The sequence below is a fragment of the Variovorax frigidus genome (genome assembly GCF_051216515.1).
Classification (GTDB): Bacteria; Pseudomonadota; Gammaproteobacteria; order Burkholderiales; family Burkholderiaceae_C; genus Variovorax.
The window spans coordinates 355,635-371,123 of the sequence record NZ_JBPJZF010000006.1; the positions used below are offsets into that span (position 1 = coordinate 355,635).

Consider the following 15,489-nt stretch of genomic DNA (forward strand, 5'->3'; position numbering starts at 1 on the left):
CTCCTTCGGGAGCTTTTTTCATGTCCGGTCGGACCCGGCTCCGCGCGCCTGAAAGAGCGCTACTCGCTGCGTCGCCGCTTTCGGCCTCGGCCCTGCACCGCGCGGTCGAACAGCGCGTTCGGCACCAGCCGCATCAGCTTGGCGACCACGCCCATCTGCCAGGGAATGACGCGGTAGCTGTGCCCCGCCGCGATGGTGCGGAAGGCCCGGTCGGCGAAATCGTCGGCCTGCATCAGGAAGGGCATGCCGTAGCGGTTGCCCTGCGTCAGCGGCGTGTCGATGTAGCCCGGGCAGACCGTCACCACCTTGACCCCGCTGGCACGCATCTCGCCGCGCAGGCTTTCGCAGTACGCGACCACGCCGGCCTTGCTGGCGCAGTAGGCACCGTGGCCGGGCAGCCCGCGGATCGCCGCAACGCTGCCGATGCCGACCAGCCGGCCGCTGCCGCGCGCCGCCATCGCCGCGACGAAGGGGTGGAAGGTGGCCGCCAGGCCGATGTTGTTGACGGCGAAGGTCTGCGCCAGCACGTCGAGATCGGCCCGGTCGGCGGTGTCGATGCCCACGCTGATGCCTGCATTTGCGATCACCACGTCGGGCAGGCCCTGGCGCTCGATGCAGCGGGCACCGGCGGCGGCGATCGCGTCGACCTGCGCCACGTCGGCACCGTAGATCGCGCAACGGTCGGCCGCGATGCCCTTGGCCGCGACCCAGGCCTCGATCTCCGCGGTGCGGCGCGCCACCAGCGCCAGCCGGTAGCCGGCCTCGTAGAAACGGGCCGCCAGCGCCTGGCCGATGCCGCTCGAGGCGCCGGTGATGAAGACGAGCGGGGCGCCGGCCATGCAGGATCTCAGCGCGCCGGCCGCATCGCGGCGGGCGAGGGCATCAGCTGGCCGCGCACCCGTCCCTGCAGGTTGGCGACGCCGCTCAGGTTGTCGTAGTCCAGCGTGTCGGCCGTGAACCGGTCGGTGCCGCGAATCAACGTGACGGGCTTGTTGGACGTGACGCGCTCGGTGTCGAGGTAGGCATGCAGGAACTCGCCGCGAAACTCGAGGCGGGGCACGGCACGCCCGCTGGCGCCGGTGGCCGCTTCGCGCACCACCACGGCATTGCCGAACAGCTGGATCTCCGAGCCGTCCCCGTTGGACAGGCCGCGGTTGGCGGTGGCCTGGGTGACCAGCCCCTCGGGCGAGATCGCGCGCATGCGCACCTGGTCGACCTCCATCGTGTCGTTGTCCGGATAGTGCCGCCCTTCCTTGCCGAACAGCTCGCTGCGCAGGTTCCCGCTCGGCAGGAAGTTCTTCACCACGAAACCGCGCATGAAGTAGTCCGGATCGTGCGTCGGCGCCTCCTTGACGGTGGGCTCCAGCAGCTTGGGCGCATTGCGCACCAGCCAGTAGGTGCCGAGCGCGAGCAGGGCGGTGAGGATGACGGGAAGATAGATCGTGACGCGATCGAGCGCGTCGCGCAGCAGCAGGTGCGGGGCCTTCATGCGGCCGCCCCCAGGACAGCGTCGAGCAGGCGGCGGTAGTGGCCGCCGGCGGTCAGCAGCAGGTCGCAGAACTCTCGCGCCGCACCTTCGCCGCCACGCGCGGTGGTCACGTGGTGGACGCGGGCGCGCACTTCGGCGTGCGCATTGGGCGGCGCGGCCGCGAAGCCGACACGCCCGAGCACCGGCAGGTCGGGCCAGTCGTCGCCGATGGCGGCCGCCCGTGCCCAGTCGAAACCGAGCTGCGCCAGCATGGCCTCGGCGGCCGGCAGCTTGTCTTCGGTGCCGTAGCGCACATGCACGATGCCCAGCGCCTCGAGCCGCACGCGCAGCGGCTTGGAGTCGCGCCCGGTGATCACCGCGGGCTCGATGCCGGCCTTGCGCAGCAGCTTCAGGCCGTAGCCGTCGAGGATGCTGAAGCGCTTGAGCGTCTCGCCGTGCTCGCTGAAGAAGACGCCGCCGTCGGTCAGCACGCCGTCGATGTCGAAGAAGGCGATGCGCACGTCCTGTGCGGCGAGCAGGGTCTCGGGCGTGAAGCGTTCGGCCATCAGATGACCTTGGCGCGCATCAGATCGTTGATGCTCAAGGCACCGACCAGCACGTTTTGCGCGTCCACCACCAGCACGCTGGTGATGCGATGCTGTTCCATGAGTTCGGCGGCCTCGACGCCCAGCGCCTCGGCGCGGATGGTGCGCGGCGCGCGGTGCATCACGTCGGCCGCGCTGAGCGAGCGCAGGTCGGCGCCGGTCTCGATCAGCCGGCGCAGGTCACCGTCGGTGAAGATGCCTTGCACGCGGCCGTCGGTATCGACCACCGCGGCGGCGCCCAGGCCCTTGGAGCTCATCTCGCGCATCAGCTCGCTGAAGCCGGCGCTCGGCGCGATGCGCGGCACCTGGTCGCCCGAACGCATCAGGTCGCTGACCAGCGTGAGCAGCTTGCGGCCCAGCGCACCGCCCGGGTGCGAACGCGCGAAGTCCTCGGCACCGAAACCACGCGCATCGAGCAGCGCGACGGCGAGCGCGTCGCCCATGGCCATCTGCGCGGTGGTGCTGGCGGTGGGCGCGAGGTTGAGCGGGCAGGCTTCCTTCTCGACGCTGCTGTCGAGCACCAGGTCGGCATGGCGCGCCAGCATCGACCCGGCCCCGCCGGTGATCGCGATCAGCGGCACGCCCTGGCGCTTGACGACCGGCAGGATCGCAGCGAGCTCGTCGCTCTCGCCGCTGTTGGAAATCGCGAGCACCAGGTCCACCGCCTTGATCATGCCCAGGTCGCCATGGCTGGCTTCGGCCGGGTGCACGAACATCGCCGGCGTGCCGGTCGACGCCAGCGTGGCGGCGATCTTGCGGCCCACGTGGCCGCTCTTGCCCATGCCCATCACGACGACCCGGCCGCGCACGGCCAGGATCTTGTGCACGGCCTCGACGAAACTGGGGCCGATGCGCGACTTCAGCCCCAGCACGGCGGCGGCTTCGATCTCGAAGGTGGTACGTGCCCGCGCCAACAGCGTCTCGGGGTCGGCCGCGAAGGCCTGGGGGGGGCGGGTGCTCATCGCCCGGATTTTATCGGTCGGAGGCTCCGCGGCCCGCGCCGCGCCGTCGCATGGCCTTGCGATGCCCCGGATGCGTGCCGCGCATGGCCCTTGCTAGCATCGGGTGATGTCCTCCCTCGATCTCACCCTGTTGTACCTGCTGGCCGCGGTGATCGGGGTGGTGATCTGCCGTTCGCTCAAGCTGCCGCCGATGCTGGGCTACCTCACGGCGGGTGTCCTGATCGGGCCGCACGCCTTGGCACTGGCGCAGAACAACGAGGGCATCCGGCACCTGGGCGAGTTCGGCGTGGTGTTCCTGATGTTCGTGATCGGGCTCGAGTTCAGCCTGCCCAAGCTGCGCGCGATGCGCAAGCATGTGTTCGGGCTCGGGCTGATGCAGGTGGTGCTCACGATGAGCATCGCCACCGTCGCCGCGCTGCTGCTCGCCCGCCTGCTGCCACCGGCCTGGCAGCTCGGCTGGCAGACCGCGCTGGCGCTGTCCGGCGCGCTCACGATGAGCAGTACCGCCATCGTCGTGAAGCTGATGGCCGAGCGGCTCGAGCTCGAAAGCGAGCACGGCAAGCGCGTGATGGGTGTGCTGCTGTTCCAGGATCTGGCGGTGGTGCCGCTGCTGGTGCTGATCCCCGCGCTGGGTGCGCCGCCCGAGGCGCTGTTCAAGGCGCTGTCGATCGCCATGGCCAAGGCGGTGTTCCTGGTCGGCATCCTGCTCTACGGCGGGCCGCGCGTGATGCGCTGGTGGCTCACGCTGGTGGCGCGCCGGCGCAGCGAGGAGCTGTTCATGCTCAACCTGCTGCTGATCACGCTGGGCCTGGCCTGGCTGACCGAACTCGCGGGCCTGAGCCTGGCGCTGGGCGCCTTCGTCGCCGGGATGCTGGTGTCGGAAACCGAATACAAGCACCAGGTGGAGACCGACATCCGGCCTTTCCACGATGTGCTGCTGGGCCTGTTCTTCATCACCATCGGCATGTCGCTCGACTGGCACATCGTGGTCGAGCGCTGGCTGCTGGTGGCGGTGCTGCTGGTGCTGCCGCTGGCCTTCAAGCTCGGGCTGGTCACGCTGCTGGCGCGCAGCCTGGGCGCGACCACCGGCGTGTCGCTGCGCACCGGCCTCTACCTGGCGCAGGCCGGCGAGTTCGGCTTCGTGCTGCTCACACTGGCCCAGGACCGCAGCCTGCTGCCGCCCTGGCTGGCCAACCCGGTGCTGGCCTCGATGGTGCTGTCGATGCTGGCCACGCCCTTCATCATCCTGTACAGCAACGCCATCGTGCGCAAGCTGGTGGCGAGCGACTGGATGCAGCAGTCGCTGCAGATGACCAGCATTGCGCGCAAGACCATCAACACGGCGCAGCACGTGATCATCTGCGGCTACGGCCGCTGCGGCCAGAACCTGGCGCGCATCCTCGAGCGCGAGGGCATTCCGTACATGGCGCTCGACCTCGACCCGGACCGCGTGCGCCAGGCCGCGGCCGCCGGCGACTCGGTGGTGTTCGGCGACGCGGCACGGCTGCAGGCGCTGATGGCCGCGGGCCTGGCGCGCGCCAGCGCGGTGGTCGTGACCTACCTCGACGTGCAGGGCGCGCTCAAGGTGCTGGCCAACACGCGCACCCATGCGCCGCAGGTGCCGGTGATCGTGCGTACGCAGGACGACCTCGATCTGGAAAAGCTGCAGGCCGCCGGCGCCACCGAAGTGGTGCCCGAAGCCATCGAGGGCTCGTTGATGCTGGCCAGCCACGCGCTGGCACTGGTCGGCGTGCCGATGCGGCGCGTGATCCGGGTGGTGCAGGACCAGCGCGATGCGCGCTACAACCTGCTGCGCGGCTACTTCCACGGTGCCGACGACGACAAGGCCGACGAGCTGGACCACGCACGGCTCAACAGCTTCACCCTGAGCACCGGCGCGCGCGCCATCGGTCAGACGGTCGGCCAGGTGGCATTGGACGCGGTGGGCGTGCGCATCGTCGGCATCCGGCGCCGCAACGGCGTGGCTGCACCGGCCGTGGACGACACGGTGTTGGGCGACGCCGACACGTTGGTGCTGTCAGGCAAGCCCGACGCGCTGGCCGTGGCGATCGACAAGCTGCAGAAGGGCTGAGCCCTCGGCGCGAGAAGGCGGCGACCGCTTCAGGTCACCGCGATCCGCTTGAGCCGATCGACCATGCGCTTGGCGATGACGCTGCCCAGGGCCTGCACGACCGCCAGCGCCAAGGTGGGCTGGCGGTTCGCCAGTTCGGTGAAACGGCCCGGCGTCAGCCGCCAGACCCACGAGTCGGCAATGGCCACCACATGGGCGGAGCGTGGCAAGCGGGAAAAAAAGGCGCCTTCACCCACCACCGAACCCGGGCTCAGGATCGCCAGTTGCATCTGGCCCTTGCTGCCCGCGAGGTGCACGCTGAGCACACCGCTCTCGATCAGGAACACCGTGCTGTCCTTCGCGCCCTGGTCGATCAAGGTCTGACCGGCCGTGAGTTCGAAGCGCTGCATGTAGCCGGCCAGAAGCTCCCACTGCGGTGAACTCAGCGTGGGCGTGAAGGCGTCGTAGCTGGTGTTCTGCGCGATCGCATCGCAAAGAGTCTGGATCGCGGAGGCCATGGCACGGTCCCTTGGTTCAAAAGTGGAGTCGGCGGAATGCAGCCCAAAATGTTACTACATGTGAGCTAAGACGTACTACTTTCCTATGCAGAACCGGGAAAAAATGACGCCCAGCAGGTCGTCCGAGCCGAACTCGCCGGTGATCTCGTTGAGCGCGTTCTGCGCCAGGCGCAGCTCTTCGGCCAGCAGGTCGAGCGCGGGCACGCGGGCCGCCAGCTGCGCCGCGGCGATGTCCAGATGCACGGCCACGCGGCCCAGCGCGTCGACGTGCCGCGCGCGCGCCAGGTAGAGCCCCTCGGGCACGGCCTGCCAGCCGGCCACCTCGAGCAGCCGCATGCGCAGGGCCTCGAGGCCCACGCCGGTCTTGGCCGACAGCGCGAGGCCGTCGGCGGGCACGGGTGCGCTCGCGGCATCCTGCTTGTTCCAGACGTCGAGCACCGGCACGCTGGCCGACAGCTTCTCGCGCAGCGCGCGCAGGATGTCGGCATCGGCCCGGGCGTAGTCGGGGGCGTCGGCGCGCGTGAGGTCGTGCAGGAACAGCACCGCGTCGGCGCTCTCGATCTGGTCCCAGGCACGGGCCACGCCGATCCGCTCGACCTCGTCGCTGCTTTCGCGCAGGCCCGCGGTGTCGGCCACGTGCAGCGGCACACCGTGGATCTGCAGCGTCTGCGAGACCACGTCGCGCGTGGTGCCCGCGACCGCGCTCACGATGGCCAGTTCGGCACCGGCCAGCGCATTGAGCAGCGAGCTCTTGCCCGCGTTGGGCTGCCCTGCGATCACCACCTTGATGCCCTCGCGCAGCAGCGCGCCCTGGCGCGCCCGCTGGCGCACCGCCACCAGCTGCGCCTGCAGGGCGGCGAGCTGGCCCGTGGCGTCGGCTTTCTGCAGGAAATCGATGTCCTCCTCGGGGAAATCGAGCGTGGCCTCGACCAGCATGCGCAGATGGATCAACGCGTCGCGCAGCGTGTGGATCTCGCGCGAGAAAGCGCCCGACAGCGAGCGCCCGGCGCTGCGGGCCGCCGCCTCGGTGCTGGCGTCGATCAGGTCGGCGATGGCCTCGGCCTGCGCCAGGTCGACCTTGCCGTTGAGGAAGGCACGCTGGCTGAACTCGCCCGGCTCGGCCACGCGCAGGCCGCGCAGCCGCGGGCGGCCGGTCGCGGGATCGACTTCGGCCGCGGCCTCGAGGCAACGCGACAGCAGCAGCTGCAGCACGACGGTGCCGCCATGCGCCTGCAACTCCAGCACGTCTTCGCCGGTGAAGGAATGCGGCGCCGGGAAGTGCAGCGCCAGCCCGTGGTCGATGGCCTCGCCCGCCGCGTCGCGAAAGGGCAGGTAGGTCGCCTCGCGCGGCCTGAGCGGCTTGGCACACAGCGCCGCGACCAGCGGGCCGAGGCCCTGCCCGGACACCCGGACGATGCCCACGGCCCCGCGGCCGGGCGCCGTGGCGATGGCGACGATCGGGTCGGAGGTGCGAGCGAGCATGGGCCTATTCTTTCATCAGACTTGGAAACGAGAAGGGCCGCTTGCGCGGCCCTTGGGGAACGGGGAGCAGAGGCCGGGCTTATTTGCCCAGCACGCCCAGCCGCTTGTTGATGAACCACTGCTGCGCGATCGACAGCACGTTGTTCGTGATCCAGTACAGCACCAGACCGGCAGGGAAGAAGATGAACATCACGCTGAACGCGAGCGGCATGATCCACATCAGCTTGGCCTGCATCGGGTCCGGCGGCGTCGGGTTGAGCCAGGTCTGGAACAGCGAGGTCAGCGTCATCACGACCGGCAGGATGAACCACGGATCGGGTGCCGAGAGATCCTGGATCCAGCCGATCCAGGGCGCATGGCGCATTTCGACCGACGACAGCAGCACCCAGTAGAGCGCGATGAACACCGGGATCTGGATCACGATCGGGAAGCAGCCGCCCATCGGGTTGACCTTTTCCTCGCGGTAGATGCGCATCATCTCCTGCTGCATCTCCTGCGGCTTGTCCTTCAGACGGGCGCGCATCTCCATGATCTTGGGGTTGATGCCCTTCATCTTGGCCATGCTGGCGTAGGCCTTGGCGTTGAGCCAGTAGAAGGCCGCCTTCAGCAGCACCACCAGCGCGACGATGGACCAGCCCCAGTTGCCCAGCAGGCTGTGCAACTCGTTCAGCAGCCAGTACAGCGGCTTCGAGATGATGGTGAAGATGCCGTAGTCCTTGACCAGTTCGAGGCCGGGCGCGAGCGCCTCGAGCTTCTTCTCTTCTTCGGGGCCCGCGAACAGGCTGCTGTCGATGGTCTGCGTGGCGCCCGGTGCGATCGGCGCCAGCGGCAGCACCATGGCGGCCGAGTAGAGGTTGTTGCCCAGGTCGGCCGCGCGGAACTCGCGCTTGAGGTTCGCGCTGTCCGGTGCGTTGAGCAACCAGGCCGACACGAAGTAGTGCTGGACCATCGCGACCCAGCCGTTGGTGGCGGGCGGCGGCAGGTCGGTCTTGTTCTTCGTGATGTCCGTGAACGCGACCTTGTGGAATTTCTTCTCGTCGGTGTAGAAGGCCGGGCCGGTGAAGGTGTTGGTGCCGAACATCGTGCCAGCCGCGACCGTGCCGTGACGCACCAGCTGCAGGTAGAGCTGCGCGTCCTGCGGCTTGTCGCTCACGTTGACGATCTGGTGCTTGACGTGGATCGAGTAGTCGCCACGCAGGAACTGGTAGGTCTTGACGTACTTGAGGCCGCCGGCGGGCTCCGATTCGAAGGAGACCTCGAGCGAGTTCTGGCCGTCGGCCATTTCGCGCGGACCGGCCTTGGCCGTCATCAGGCTCAGGTGGTTCGGGAAGCGCGCGCCGCTGTCGACGGGGTTGAGCAGGCCGGTCTGCGCGACGTAGCGCGTGGCGGGCGAGCCGTCTTCCATCAACGTGACGTTCTTGACCTCGTTCGGCGGCACCGGCTGGCCGATCAGGCGCTTGAAGGTGTCGATCAGGCCGTTGTGGTTGGTCTGGTCGTCGTACTTGCGCAGCTGCAGGTTCGACAAGGTGCCGCCCTGGCCGTCGAGCACGGCGGTGAACAGGTCGGTGGACACCGTCACCTTTTCACCGACCGCCGTCTCGCCCTGCGTCGGCACGGTGGCCGTACCACCCGGCACGCCGGCCACGCCCGCCGCACCCGGCAGGGCCGTGCTGCCCGAAGCGGGGGTCGCAGGCGCGGTGGCCACCGGCTTGCCCGGCAGGAAGGTCGGCTTCTGGCCGTTGTGGACCTGCCATTGGTCCCACAGCATCACCAGCGAGAACCCAAAGATCACCAGCAAGATGGTGCGGCGAATATCGTTCATGAAGAAGACTTCTTGTCGGAGGAGAGAAAGGAGAACAGCGTCCCGGTACCGGGAGGCTGGGCCTTCGAAGGAGGCACCGGATCGTGGCCGCCCTGGCACCAGGGCTGGCAGCGCGCGAGACGGCGCAGGGTCAGGTAGCTGCCGGTGGCGGCACCGTGGACTTCGAGCGCCTCGATGGCATAGCGCGAACAGGTGGGCTCGAAACGGCACGACTGGCCGAGCCAGGGGCTCAACAGCAGGCGGTAGGCCTTGACCAGGCCGATGAGCAGGCGCCGGATCATGGCCGTGCCACGCGGGCCCGTTGAAGCAGTTGTTCGAGTTCGGCGCGCACGGCGGCCTTGAGCTTGTCCGAAGTGGCGCTCACGAATTGCTTGCGATCGAAACCGGCGCGCAGACGCACCACATGCGCAGCATGCGGAAACGAGGCCTCGGCCAAGGCGCTCATGGTGTAGATCTGTCGCTTGATGGCATTGCGCGTGACCGCGCGGCGCGCCCAGCGCTTGGGCACCATGGCCCCCACCCACACGTCCGGTGCAACACCGAACAGCGGCGCAGCACCGGCCGGCGCATCGAGTGCGCAGCGGTGCAATGCGAAATGGGTGGTGCGCGCCACGGTGGCTCCGGCGAGGACGGCCTGGAACTGCGCGCGGGTCTTCAGCCGTTGCATGGAAGACGGCCGCGAAACACCAACGGGAGCTGCGGGCGCGGGCGGCACGTCGAGCGGAGTGCCGTCTTGCCGGGCCTTAGACGGCCAGGCGCTTGCGGCCCTTGGCGCGGCGTGCGTTGATGACGGCGCGGCCGCCGCGGGTCTTCATGCGGACCAGGAAGCCGTGGGTACGGGCGCGGCGGACTTTGGAAGCTTGGTAAGTGCGTTTCATGATGAGGTTTCCTGGCGCCCGGGGCGTGCCCCTGGGTGCGACGGGTGGAATGTCTGGGACGCCATGCGGCGATGCCCTCGATTCGGGTTTTTCGGGATCGCCCCGAAACACACAAAGGAGGCTTTCAGGGGAACCGAAGATTATCGCAAACATTTGACGAACCACCAAACCTGGGGTTTCGGTGGGTGCTTGCGGGAGTGCCCGCAACGGTGTGGATAAGGCTTTGACAAGTTAGAATGCCAAGCGCTTCCCGGAAGCATCTATCCACAACACGACAACCAGAAAATGACCGAGGGACACCCCCCATTTCAACCCGCCCATGCCGAACGACGGCGCGGGTGACAGCCTCTGGCAGGCCTGCGTCGACCAACTCGCGCAGGAGCTGTCGGAGCAACAGTTCAACACCTGGATCAAGCCGCTGACAGCGCAGGTCACGGACGACCTGTCGCGCATGACGGTGTTTGTCGCGAACCGCTTCAAGCTCGACTGGATCCGGGCCCAGTACGCCGGCAAGATCGCCGCCATGGCCGAGAAGATCTACGGCCAGCCTGTGTCCGTGGAGTTGGCGCTCGCTGCGCGTGAGGCGCCCGTGCGCCAGTCGCCGATGGCCATCATGGTCGAGACCGACGTGCCGCGCGAAGTGGCCGGCCTGGGCGAGGACCCGGCATTGGCCGCGTTCAAGAACCGGCTCAACTCCGGCCTGACCTTCGACACGCTGGTGGAAGGCACGGCCAACCGCATGGCGCGCGCCGCGGCGATGCACGTTTCGGGCATGCCCGGCCATCTGTACAACCCGTTGTTCATCTACGGCGGCGTCGGCTTGGGCAAGACCCACCTGATGCACGCTGTGGGCAACCGGCTGCTGGCCGACAAGCCGGACTCCAAGGTTCTCTACATCCACGCCGAACAGTTCGTGTCGGATGTGGTCAAGGCCTACCAGCGCAAGACCTTCGACGAATTCAAGGAACGCTACCACTCGCTCGACCTGCTGCTGATCGACGACGTGCAGTTCTTCGCCAACAAGGACCGCACGCAGGAAGAGTTCTTCAACGCGTTCGAGGCCCTGCTGGCCAAGAAGTCGCACATCGTGATGACCAGCGACACCTATCCCAAGGGTCTGGCCGACATCCACGAGCGGCTGGTGTCGCGCTTCGATTCGGGCCTGACGGTGGCGATCGAGCCGCCCGAGCTCGAGATGCGCGTGGCCATCCTGATCAACAAGGCGCGTGCCGAATCGGCCGAGATGCCGGAAGAAGTCGCCTTCTTCGTGGCGAAGAACGTGCGCTCCAACGTGCGCGAACTCGAAGGCGCGCTGCGCAAGATCCTGGCCTACTCGCGCTTCAACCAGAAGGAGATCTCGATCGCCCTGGCGCGCGAGGCGTTGCGCGATCTGCTGTCGATCCAGAATCGGCAGATCTCTGTGGAAAACATCCAGAAGACGGTGGCCGACTACTACAAGATCAAGGTCGCCGACATGTACAGCAAGAAACGCCCGGCCAGCATTGCGCGGCCGCGGCAGATCGCGATGTACCTGGCCAAGGAGCTCACGCAGAAGAGCCTGCCGGAGATCGGCGAGCTGTTCGGTGGCCGCGACCACACCACGGTGTTGCATGCGGTGCGCAAGATCTCGGGCGAGCGCCAGCAGCTCACCGAGCTCAACCAGCAGCTTCACGTGCTCGAGCAGACCCTCAAGGGCTAACCGCCGGCACCCGCTACGCTCAGCACCGCACACAAACGATTCGAACGAAACGAGGAAGAGGTAATCGACATGATCGTCCTGAAGGCAACACAAGACAAAGTCCTCGCCGCGCTGCAGTCGGTGGCGGGCATCGTGGAGCGGCGTCACACGCTGCCGATCCTGGCCAACGTGCTGATCCGCAAGACCGGCGGCCAGCTGCAGCTCACCACGAGCGACCTGGAGATCCAGATCCGCACCTCGGCCGAACTGGGCGGTGACGAAGGCAACTTCACGACCACCATCGGCGCGCGCAAGCTGATCGACATCCTGCGCACCATGCCCACCGACCAGACCGTGAGCCTGGAATCGAGCGCCAGCAAGCTGGTGCTCAAGGGCGGCAAGAGCCGCTTCACGCTGCAGTCGCTGCCGGCCGAGGACTTCCCGCTGGTGCAGGAAGCGGCCAATTTCGGCCCGGTGTTCAGCGTGCCGCAGAAGACGCTCAAGGACCTGCTGGGCCAGGTCTCCTTCGCGATGGCGGTGCATGACATCCGCTACTACCTCAACGGCATCCTGTTCGTGGCCGAAGGCAAGCAGCTGAGCCTGGTCGCGACCGACGGCCACCGCCTGGCCTTCGCCTCGGCGATGCTCGAGGTCGAAGTGCCGCGCCAGGAAGTGATCCTGCCGCGCAAGACCGTGATCGAGATGCAGCGCCTGCTGTCCGACGCCGAAGGCGCGATCGACATGCAGTTCGCCAACAACCAGGCCAAGTTCAGCTTCGGCGGCATGGAGTTCGTCACCAAGCTGGTCGAGGGCAAGTTCCCCGACTACAACCGCGTGATCCCCAAGGCCCACAAGAACACCGTGACCCTGGGCCGCGCCACGCTGCTGGCCAGCCTGCAGCGCACCGCCATCCTGACCTCGGACAAGTTCAAGGGCGTGCGGCTCAACCTCGAGCCCGGCACGCTGCGCATCGCCTCGAGCAATGCCGAACAGGAAGAAGCACAGGACGAGCTCGACATCGACTACGGCGGCGACGCGATCGAGATCGGCTTCAACGTGACTTACCTGATCGACGCACTCGCGAACATGAGCCAGGACATGGTCAAGCTGGACCTGGCCGACTCCAACAGCTCGGCGCTGCTGACCATTCCCGAGAACGCGTCGTTCAAGTACGTCGTGATGCCCATGCGGATCTAGTCTGAATTTGACCCACCCCCGAAGGCTGCGCGCACTTCGTGTCGCGTGCGCCTTCCCCCTCAAGGGGGCAACACCAGCGGCCCGGCAGAGCCGGTTCCGCGGTGTTCCTGGAATGAGAGCGGCACGCCGCCCATCCCGTAAAGAGAGAGTTTGAAAGAGTCCTATGAGCGAAGAAAACAAGCCGGAAGTTCCGCACACCGAACCGGTCTACACCCCGGAAATCGAGAGCGCGATTCCGATTGAAGTCACGCCCGCCGACACCTCGTACGGCGAGGGCTCGATCACGATCCTCGAAGGGCTGGAAGCGGTGCGCAAGCGCCCCGGCATGTACATCGGCGACACCTCCGACGGCACCGGGCTGCACCACCTGGTGTTCGAAGTGGTGGACAACTCCATCGACGAAGCGCTGGCCGGCCATTGCGACGACATCGTCGTCACCATCCACTCCGACAACTCGATCTCCGTCACCGACAACGGCCGCGGCATCCCGACCGGCGTGAAGATGGACGACAAGCACGAGCCCAAGCGCTCGGCCGCCGAGATCGCGCTGACCGAGCTGCATGCCGGCGGCAAGTTCAACCAGAACAGCTACAAGGTCTCGGGCGGCCTGCACGGCGTGGGCGTCTCGTGCGTGAACGCGCTGAGCATCACGCTGCGCCTGGTCGTGCGCCGCGAAGGCAAGATCCACGAACTCGAATTCAGTCGCGGCTTCGTGCAGAACCGTCTGCTCGAAACCGTCAACGGCTTCGAGGTCTCGCCCATGAAGATCGTCGGCGACACCGACAAGCGCGGCACCGAAGTCCACTTCCTGCCCGACACGGAAATCTTCAAAGAGAACAACGATTTCCACTACGAGATCCTGAGCAAGCGCCTGCGCGAGCTGAGCTTCCTGAACAACGGCGTGCGCATCCGCCTGAAGGACGAGCGCACCGGCAAGGAAGACGACTTCTCGGGCGCCGGCGGCGTCAAGGGCTTCGTCGAATTCATCAACAAGGGCAAGACCGTCCTGCACCCCAACGTGTTCTATGCGATGGGTGAGAAGCCGGCCGAAACCTATGGTGGCATCCCCGGCACGCACATCGGCGTCGAGGTCGCGATGCAGTGGAACAGCGCCTACAGCGAGCAGGTGCTGTGCTTCACCAACAACATCCCGCAGCGTGACGGCGGCACTCACCTGACCGGCCTGCGCGCCGCGATGACCCGCGTCATCAACAAATACATCGAAGAGCACGAGTTCGCCAAGAAGGCCAAGGTCGAAGTCACCGGCGACGACATGCGCGAAGGCCTGTGCTGCGTGCTGAGCGTGAAGGTGCCCGAGCCCAAGTTCTCGAGCCAGACCAAGGACAAGCTGGTGTCCAGCGAAGTGCGCGCGCCGGTGGAAGACATCGTCGGCCGCCTGCTCACCGACTACCTGCAGGAACGCCCGAACGACGCCAAGATCATCTGCGGCAAGATCGTCGAAGCCGCCCGTGCCCGCGAAGCCGCGCGCAAGGCCCGCGAAATGACGCGCCGCAAGGGCGTGCTCGACGGCATGGGCCTGCCGGGCAAGCTGGCCGACTGCCAGGAAAAGGACCCGGCGCTGTGCGAGGTCTACCTGGTGGAGGGCGACTCCGCCGGCGGCTCCGCCAAGCAGGGCCGCGACCGGAAGTTCCAGGCCATCCTGCCGTTGCGCGGCAAGATCCTGAACGTCGAGAAGGCACGCTACGAGAAGCTGCTGACCAGCAACGAAATCCTGGTGATGATCACCGCCCTGGGCACCGGCATCGGCCGCGCCGGCGCGACCACCAACGGCGGCGGCGCCGACGACTTCAACGTCGCCAAGCTGCGCTACCACCGCATCATCATCATGACCGACGCCGACGTCGACGGCGCCCACATCCGCACGCTGCTGCTGACCTTCTTCTACCGGCAGATGCCGGAGCTGGTCGAGCGCGGCCACATCTACATCGCGCAGCCGCCGCTGTACAAGGTCAAGGTCGGCAAGGAAGAGCAATACCTCAAGGACGGCCCGGCGCTCGACGCCTTCCTGCTGAAGGTGGCGCTGCAGAACGCGAGCATCGAGACCGGTGGCCCGAACCCGACCACGCTCGCCGGCGACACGCTGGCCGAGCTGGCGCGCAAGCACCAGCTGGCGCAGGCCGTGATCGCCCGCCTGGGCGTGTTCATGGACGCGGCCGCGCTGCGCGCGATCGCCGACGGCGTGTCGCTCGACCTCGACACGCCCGCATCGGCCGAAGCCTCGGCCGTGCTGCTGCAGGCCAAGCTGCGCGAACTCAACGACAGCGGCGCGCCCGCCGAAGTCGCGAGCGAGTTCGATGTGCGCACCGACAAGCCGGTGCTGCGCATCAGCCGTCGCCACCACGGCAACATCAAGAGCAGCGTGATCACGCAGGACTTCGTGCACGGCGCCGACTACGCGGCGCTGGCCACGGCCGCCAACACCTTCCGCGGCCTGCTGAGCGAAGGCGCGGTGGTCAAGCGCGGCGAAGGCGAGCGCGCCAAGGAAGAGAAGGTCGCCGACTTCCGCATCGCGATGAAGTGGCTGATCGGCGAAGCCGAGCGCACCACCTCGCGCCAGCGCTACAAGGGTCTGGGCGAGATGAACCCCGAGCAGCTGTGGGAAACCACCATGGACCCGACCGTGCGCCGCCTGCTGCGCGTGCAGATCGACGACGCGATCGAAGCCGACCGCGTGTTCACCATGCTGATGGGCGACGAGGTCGAGCCACGGCGCGAGTTCATCGAGCAGAACGCGTTGCGGGCGTCGAACATCGACGTGTAGCGTCGGCTCGCAAGTTGCGCATCGAC

The 15,489-nt window shown here is 67.4% G+C and carries 14 protein-coding genes; 4 read left to right on the forward strand and 10 right to left on the reverse strand.

What is annotated here, in order from left to right; all coding sequences use genetic code 11:
- Positions 1 to 59: 59 nt before the first annotated feature.
- Genes ACSFBC_RS19750 through ACSFBC_RS19765 form a run of 4 tightly spaced genes read right to left on the reverse strand, consistent with a single transcriptional unit; the run spans position 60 to position 3,035 of the window.
- Entirely contained in the window at positions 60 to 839 is a 780-nt protein-coding gene (locus ACSFBC_RS19750; RefSeq protein ID WP_435512052.1) for an SDR family oxidoreductase, read from the reverse strand.
- An 8-nt stretch (positions 840 to 847) separates the two neighbouring features.
- Complete coding sequence (lptC, locus tag ACSFBC_RS19755) at positions 848 to 1,489, reverse strand: LPS export ABC transporter periplasmic protein LptC (RefSeq protein ID WP_435512053.1); 642 nt, start codon at positions 1,487 to 1,489, stop codon at positions 848 to 850.
- A complete protein-coding gene (locus tag ACSFBC_RS19760) occupies positions 1,486 to 2,034 on the reverse strand; it encodes a KdsC family phosphatase (protein WP_435512054.1) in 549 nt (182 codons plus the stop codon). The genes lptC and ACSFBC_RS19760 overlap by 4 nt, the downstream gene beginning before the upstream one ends.
- The gene (locus ACSFBC_RS19765) at positions 2,034 to 3,035 is read right to left on the reverse strand and encodes a KpsF/GutQ family sugar-phosphate isomerase (protein ID WP_435512055.1); all 1,002 of its coding nucleotides are present in this window, start codon (positions 3,033 to 3,035) and stop codon (positions 2,034 to 2,036) included. The genes ACSFBC_RS19760 and ACSFBC_RS19765 overlap by 1 nt, the downstream gene beginning before the upstream one ends.
- A 106-nt stretch (positions 3,036 to 3,141) precedes the next feature.
- On the opposite strand from ACSFBC_RS19765, the gene ACSFBC_RS19770 reads away from it, so the two are divergent.
- Positions 3,142 to 5,127, forward strand: coding sequence for a monovalent cation:proton antiporter family protein (locus tag ACSFBC_RS19770; protein WP_435512056.1), 1,986 nt, complete (start codon positions 3,142 to 3,144; stop codon positions 5,125 to 5,127).
- 29 nt (positions 5,128 to 5,156) lie between these two features.
- On the opposite strand, the gene ACSFBC_RS19775 is transcribed toward ACSFBC_RS19770, so the two are convergent.
- From ACSFBC_RS19775 to rpmH, 6 genes are all read right to left on the reverse strand, one after another.
- Positions 5,157 to 5,624: a Crp/Fnr family transcriptional regulator gene (locus ACSFBC_RS19775; protein WP_435512057.1), complete on the reverse strand. Its 468-nt coding sequence runs from the start codon at positions 5,622 to 5,624 to the stop codon at positions 5,157 to 5,159.
- Between the two features lie 75 nt (positions 5,625 to 5,699).
- Positions 5,700 to 7,106 (reverse strand): tRNA uridine-5-carboxymethylaminomethyl(34) synthesis GTPase MnmE, encoded by a 1,407-nt coding sequence (gene mnmE, locus ACSFBC_RS19780; protein ID WP_435512058.1) that lies wholly within the window; start codon positions 7,104 to 7,106, stop codon positions 5,700 to 5,702.
- 79 nt (positions 7,107 to 7,185) lie between these two features.
- Entirely contained in the window at positions 7,186 to 8,928 is a 1,743-nt protein-coding gene (gene yidC / locus ACSFBC_RS19785) for a membrane protein insertase YidC (RefSeq protein WP_435512059.1), read from the reverse strand.
- Positions 8,925 to 9,209: a membrane protein insertion efficiency factor YidD gene (gene yidD, locus ACSFBC_RS19790; protein WP_435512060.1), complete on the reverse strand. Its 285-nt coding sequence runs from the start codon at positions 9,207 to 9,209 to the stop codon at positions 8,925 to 8,927. Before yidD ends, yidC begins: the two co-directional genes overlap by 4 nt.
- Positions 9,206 to 9,595 (reverse strand): ribonuclease P protein component, encoded by a 390-nt coding sequence (locus ACSFBC_RS19795; RefSeq protein ID WP_435512061.1) that lies wholly within the window; start codon positions 9,593 to 9,595, stop codon positions 9,206 to 9,208. Before ACSFBC_RS19795 ends, yidD begins: the two co-directional genes overlap by 4 nt.
- Before the next feature lie 76 nt (positions 9,596 to 9,671).
- The gene (rpmH, locus tag ACSFBC_RS19800) at positions 9,672 to 9,806 is read right to left on the reverse strand and encodes a 50S ribosomal protein L34 (protein WP_007834827.1); all 135 of its coding nucleotides are present in this window, start codon (positions 9,804 to 9,806) and stop codon (positions 9,672 to 9,674) included.
- A gap of 319 nt (positions 9,807 to 10,125) precedes the next feature.
- Here rpmH and dnaA point away from each other — a divergent pair, with 319 nt between their 5' ends.
- The 3 genes from dnaA (at position 10,126) to gyrB (ending at position 15,463) form a co-directional block, all read left to right on the forward strand.
- Complete coding sequence (gene dnaA, locus ACSFBC_RS19805) at positions 10,126 to 11,505, forward strand: chromosomal replication initiator protein DnaA (RefSeq protein WP_435512062.1); 1,380 nt, start codon at positions 10,126 to 10,128, stop codon at positions 11,503 to 11,505.
- Positions 11,506 to 11,574: 69 nt separating this feature from the next.
- Positions 11,575 to 12,681, forward strand: coding sequence for a DNA polymerase III subunit beta (dnaN, locus tag ACSFBC_RS19810; protein WP_435512063.1), 1,107 nt, complete (start codon positions 11,575 to 11,577; stop codon positions 12,679 to 12,681).
- 163 nt (positions 12,682 to 12,844) lie between these two features.
- Entirely contained in the window at positions 12,845 to 15,463 is a 2,619-nt protein-coding gene (gene gyrB / locus ACSFBC_RS19815) for a DNA topoisomerase (ATP-hydrolyzing) subunit B (protein WP_435512064.1), read from the forward strand.
- The last annotated feature ends 26 nt before the right edge of the window (positions 15,464 to 15,489 follow it).

Bases quoted from the DNA above. Each gene is read 5' to 3' on its own strand.
- ACSFBC_RS19750 (WP_435512052.1), bottom strand. From the start codon at position 839: ATGGCCGGCGCCCCGCTCGTCTTCATCACCGGCGCCTCGAGCGGCATC.
- lptC (WP_435512053.1), bottom strand. From the start codon at position 1,489: ATGAAGGCCCCGCACCTGCTGCTGCGCGACGCGCTCGATCGCGTCACG.
- ACSFBC_RS19760 (WP_435512054.1), bottom strand. From the start codon at position 2,034: ATGGCCGAACGCTTCACGCCCGAGACCCTGCTCGCCGCACAGGACGTG.
- ACSFBC_RS19765 (WP_435512055.1), bottom strand. From the start codon at position 3,035: ATGAGCACCCGCCCCCCCCAGGCCTTCGCGGCCGACCCCGAGACGCTG.
- ACSFBC_RS19770 (WP_435512056.1), top strand. From the start codon at position 3,142: ATGTCCTCCCTCGATCTCACCCTGTTGTACCTGCTGGCCGCGGTGATC.
- ACSFBC_RS19775 (WP_435512057.1), bottom strand. From the start codon at position 5,624: ATGGCCTCCGCGATCCAGACTCTTTGCGATGCGATCGCGCAGAACACC.
- mnmE (WP_435512058.1), bottom strand. From the start codon at position 7,106: ATGCTCGCTCGCACCTCCGACCCGATCGTCGCCATCGCCACGGCGCCC.
- yidC (WP_435512059.1), bottom strand. From the start codon at position 8,928: ATGAACGATATTCGCCGCACCATCTTGCTGGTGATCTTTGGGTTCTCG.
- yidD (WP_435512060.1), bottom strand. From the start codon at position 9,209: ATGATCCGGCGCCTGCTCATCGGCCTGGTCAAGGCCTACCGCCTGCTG.
- ACSFBC_RS19795 (WP_435512061.1), bottom strand. From the start codon at position 9,595: ATGCAACGGCTGAAGACCCGCGCGCAGTTCCAGGCCGTCCTCGCCGGA.
- rpmH (WP_007834827.1), bottom strand. From the start codon at position 9,806: ATGAAACGCACTTACCAAGCTTCCAAAGTCCGCCGCGCCCGTACCCAC.
- dnaA (WP_435512062.1), top strand. From the start codon at position 10,126: ATGCCGAACGACGGCGCGGGTGACAGCCTCTGGCAGGCCTGCGTCGAC.
- dnaN (WP_435512063.1), top strand. From the start codon at position 11,575: ATGATCGTCCTGAAGGCAACACAAGACAAAGTCCTCGCCGCGCTGCAG.
- gyrB (WP_435512064.1), top strand. From the start codon at position 12,845: ATGAGCGAAGAAAACAAGCCGGAAGTTCCGCACACCGAACCGGTCTAC.